The organism is Nitrosomonas sp. Nm132, assembly GCF_900100485.1.
GTDB lineage: Bacteria > Pseudomonadota > Gammaproteobacteria > Burkholderiales > Nitrosomonadaceae > Nitrosomonas.
Genome location: NZ_FNDH01000091.1, coordinates 1 through 3,756 on the forward strand (window position 1 = coordinate 1; position 3,756 = coordinate 3,756).

Annotated in this window: 2 protein-coding genes and 2 pseudogenes; 2 read left to right on the forward strand and 2 right to left on the reverse strand. The window is 46.7% G+C overall.

All coding sequences use genetic code 11. The features are described from left to right. The coding region (locus BLP80_RS14460) for a transposase (protein WP_143002324.1) at nt 1-480 on the forward strand (480 nt) is incomplete at its 5' end. 316 nt (nt 481-796) lie between these two features. Here BLP80_RS14460 and BLP80_RS14465 read toward each other — a convergent pair. Next, nucleotides 797-1,789 (reverse strand): IS110 family RNA-guided transposase, encoded by a 993-nt coding sequence (locus BLP80_RS14465; RefSeq protein ID WP_090544409.1) that lies wholly within the window; start codon nt 1,787-1,789, stop codon nt 797-799. 352 nt (nt 1,790-2,141) lie between these two features. Here BLP80_RS14465 and BLP80_RS14470 point away from each other — a divergent pair. Continuing rightward, nucleotides 2,142-2,899: pseudogene (locus tag BLP80_RS14470) on the forward strand (IS110 family transposase); the annotation flags it as partial. A gap of 128 nt (nt 2,900-3,027) precedes the next feature. On the opposite strand, the pseudogene BLP80_RS14475 reads toward BLP80_RS14470, so the two are convergent. Further along, nucleotides 3,028-3,537: pseudogene (locus BLP80_RS14475) on the reverse strand (IS5 family transposase); the annotation flags it as partial. Between the last annotated feature and the right edge of the window lie 219 nt (nt 3,538-3,756).

The following is a 3,756-nucleotide window of genomic DNA, read 5'->3' on the forward strand; positions in this document are numbered from 1 at the left end:
CATCGCGTGGTGCTCAAGGCCGAGGTGCTGGCGGGGAACACCGGGCGGCCAGCCAAAGATAATCAGCGTTACGTGGTCACGTCGCTGCGCAGTCCCACTCCCCGCGCACTCTACCAGCAGGTGTATTGCCAGCGCGGACAAGCGGAGAATTGGATCAAACAAGTGAAGGCCGATTTGAAGTCAGACCGCACCTCGGCTTCAAGCTTCCTCGCTAACTTTGCACGCCTATTACTGACAGCCGCAGCTTATGTCCTGCACCAGCAGCTGCGCGTTTTGGGCTTGCACGATACCGAACTGGCGAGCGCACAGCCAAAGACAGTCATCCTTTCGCTGTTCAAGATTGCCGTACGCGTCAAACAGTACAAAGACCGGGTGCTGCTACACCTACCCAGCGCCTGTCCGGTCAGGGCGCTGCTGACAAAAGTCTGTCAACGACTCGTTTCAGCCCGTAGGAAATCTGCCATGCTGGCCTCTCCATAACCCGGCACGTCCGGCTCACGAGGCGATGCCACCCCCTTCCCAGTAACCAGCTCACGTTCAACCTTGTCGCTAGGGGCAGGGAAGATATCGCCTAAAAATCAAAAAATAAGGGGGTAGAAACCAGAGTAGGTAACAGAAAATTTATGCAAAGTTCAGGTTAGCAGATTCTTCTTCATTCCTGTCTAACTTAATTTCCAAGTTGTTTCCAACTTAATATACTCATCGCACTTCAAAATTCAGTTTTTATAATCCCTCATCCGACCTTCTCCCCGCGGGAAAAGGTACTCTCTCTTTTTGCAACCCATTTTTGAGAAAATCATGCTGCCTCCATGTTGAAGAACATACTGCCGTCAAAGGGTTGTTTGTTATGTAACATGCCATAAATGGCGTGCAATATTTTTTGCATGACTGCACATATTGCTTGAATTTTTTGCAACCCGCGCTTTTCCTGCAAATGTTTGTAATAAGCCGCAACATGAGGCTCGTAGCGACTTGCTACCAGTGCAGGCATGTACAGGGCTTGGCGGATATACCGATTGCCTGCTTTGCTGATTTTTGCTCTTTTGGCCACACTACTGCCTGATTCGAAATGCCTTGGATCCAAGCCTGCATAAGCCACCCATTGTTTGACTGTCAAATCATCGGGCATGGTCAATAGCTCACCCAGCAATTGGATCGCGGATGCTTCGGCAATGCCTTTTATGCTGGTAATTAACGTGTAAATCTCCTGCAACGTTTGATTTCCATTGAGAGTTTTTAATGCGCTACTTCGAAAACTGGCAATTTGTGCTTCGAGGGTGTCAATCAAGCTTTGTGTATGCGCTAGAATCACTTCCGGTGTTTCCTGAGTAGCTAATAGCGCGCTCAACTGATTCTTGACCTGTGCCTTGATTTTATTGGTTGCAGCAATACGGCGTGCCAAGGCGCGCAAAGCAAGCGCTTCCTCGCTTGGGCGCTGCCATTCAACAAACGGCATCCGTTCAGCATAACTGGTCAACACATCAGCATCAATATTGTCTGTTTTACTGCGCTGCAACAGTGCTTTAGAAAAGTTATGCGCAGCTTTGGGGTTGATAATCATCACCTTGATCTGTTCAGCACGACTTAATGCAACCGCCAAATCAAAGTGATATATACCCGTCGCTTCCATGCAAACGATGCTTTCGCCATGCAGTTTCTGAATCAGAGCAATCAGCCTGTTATGATCTTCCGGCACATTCTCAAATAATTGTGCTTTTCGATGTTTGCCATTAACACTCACTACAACACGCAATTCTTTACTTGAAACATCAATTCCGATGTAATTCATTGCTATTTCCTCAATACCATTTTTGTTATCATGCTTTCTGGTTCCCTGACCCTGGCACTTCATCTATCTTCCTTGCAAATTCAAGTTCAGAAGCAAAGCTTACAGACCTTGGATACTCCACGATATCGATGACGAGGGCGGGGAGCCTATCTTCTCACAAGCTCAAGGCTTAAGGTATAACCGGCTTCCCCAGAAATCAGTGCTAGTCTAAAACAATTTTATCGTTGGTCTTAATATACAAGGTATAGCTGCCGAATTTTGAAGTAATGGAATGGACGCCCACTACCCTAAACGGCATCAAAGTGCCAAAGTAACGGTGCAATAACCATTCAACCAGATAGAAGCGTCCAATATGAAGATTACAACAATAGGAATTGATTTAGCAAAAGAAGTATTTCAGATTCACGGTGTAGATACGCATGGTAAGACTGTGTTGCGCAAGCAATTGCGCCACAGCGAGATGGCGAAATATTTTTCGCCAATTTAGAGTCCTGCTTGATAGGCATGGAAGCCTGTGGTAGCTCGCACCACTGGGGGAGAAAATTGGGTGAATTTGGGCACACCGTCAAGCTCATGTCTCCTCAGTTTGTCAAACCTTATGTCAAAACCAAAAAACATGACACGGCTGATGCAGAAGCAATTCTCTGAAGCAGTAACTCGACCCAATATGCGTTTTGTCTCGATCAAAAATGTTGAGCAACAGGCGATTCTATCAGTGCATCGTGCCAGACAGGGTTTTGTCAGGGCCAGAACCGCACAAGCAAATCAGATACGTGGCCTATACTCTCTGAGTTTGGTATCGTCATCCCTCAGGGCATCCAATCGATTGGCAAACGTATGCCTGACATTCTGGAAGATGCCGAAAATGGTTTTCCAGGAATAATGCGCCGATTGCTGGAAAGACTGAATGACCACTTTAAGGAACTGGATCGGCAAGTGAACGAATTAGAGTTACAAATCAAGCTTTGGCACAAAGAGAACGAAGCCAGCCAAAGATTGGAAGCCATTCCTGGTGTTGGCCCGATTGCAGCGAGCGCCATTGTGGCAACCGTAGGAAATGCGGCGGAGTTTAAGGACAGCAGACAATTAGCAGCATGGCTAGCCCGAATATTTCATAAATTGGCACGTGTCCTCACTTGCCTTTTGATTAATAAGAAAGATTTTGCTCAGTCGGGTGTATGAATCACTACACCCCTCCCTCTCAAAACTTCCCTATTAATCAAAATCCTGCGTGATCATTACGCGAATTTATGAAGTATTCGGGCTAGGGTCTGTTGACATTTCACATAGGTAGCCACAGGTAGCCACAGGTATCCACACGCGATAGCTACCATACTTTCGTAATTTCTCTTGAGTTTGTCGTATCGTGTTGCTATTGCCCGATACTGCTTTAGTCGTGCAAAGGCGTTTTCCACCAAATGCCGGTACCTATACAAGTCCCAATCCATATCTGCGTTACTCTTTAGCGAATTGCGCTTTCTTGGGATCACGGCCCTGGCTCCTTTCTTTATGATCTGCTCACGTATGCACTCACTGTCATAGCCCTTATCCGCCACAATCGCCTGCGCATCAGGTAACTTGGCAATCAGCTCCGGTGCCGCAGAGCAATCATTCACATCTCCACCGGTAATTTCAAATTCAACCGGCAAACCACAACCATCAACAGCAAGGTGGATCTTCGTAGTGTTGCCAGCACGGTTTTTTCCGATGGCCTGCGGCTTCTTGCCGGCAGCTCCCGCACTATGCTCAGACAACCTGATCTCGGAGCATCCCTCGTTTTTAAAGCATTCTAAAGAACAAATATAAATCAATCGATTACATGTGCCAGGGGAGGAGATACAAAAATAGGCAGTCAAACAAACTGGATTTTGAGAAGATACGATTTTTGAGATGAACTCTATACAGATATTCTTTCGAGGAATTCCTGATGCCACAACTTCACTTGCCACTATTCCCCCACGGAGTAA

What these genes read in the sequence shown, in the direction of transcription:
- BLP80_RS14465 (WP_090544409.1), bottom strand. Translation starts at nt 1,789, where the DNA reads ATGAATTACATCGGAATTGATGTTTCAAGTAAAGAATTGCGTGTTGTA.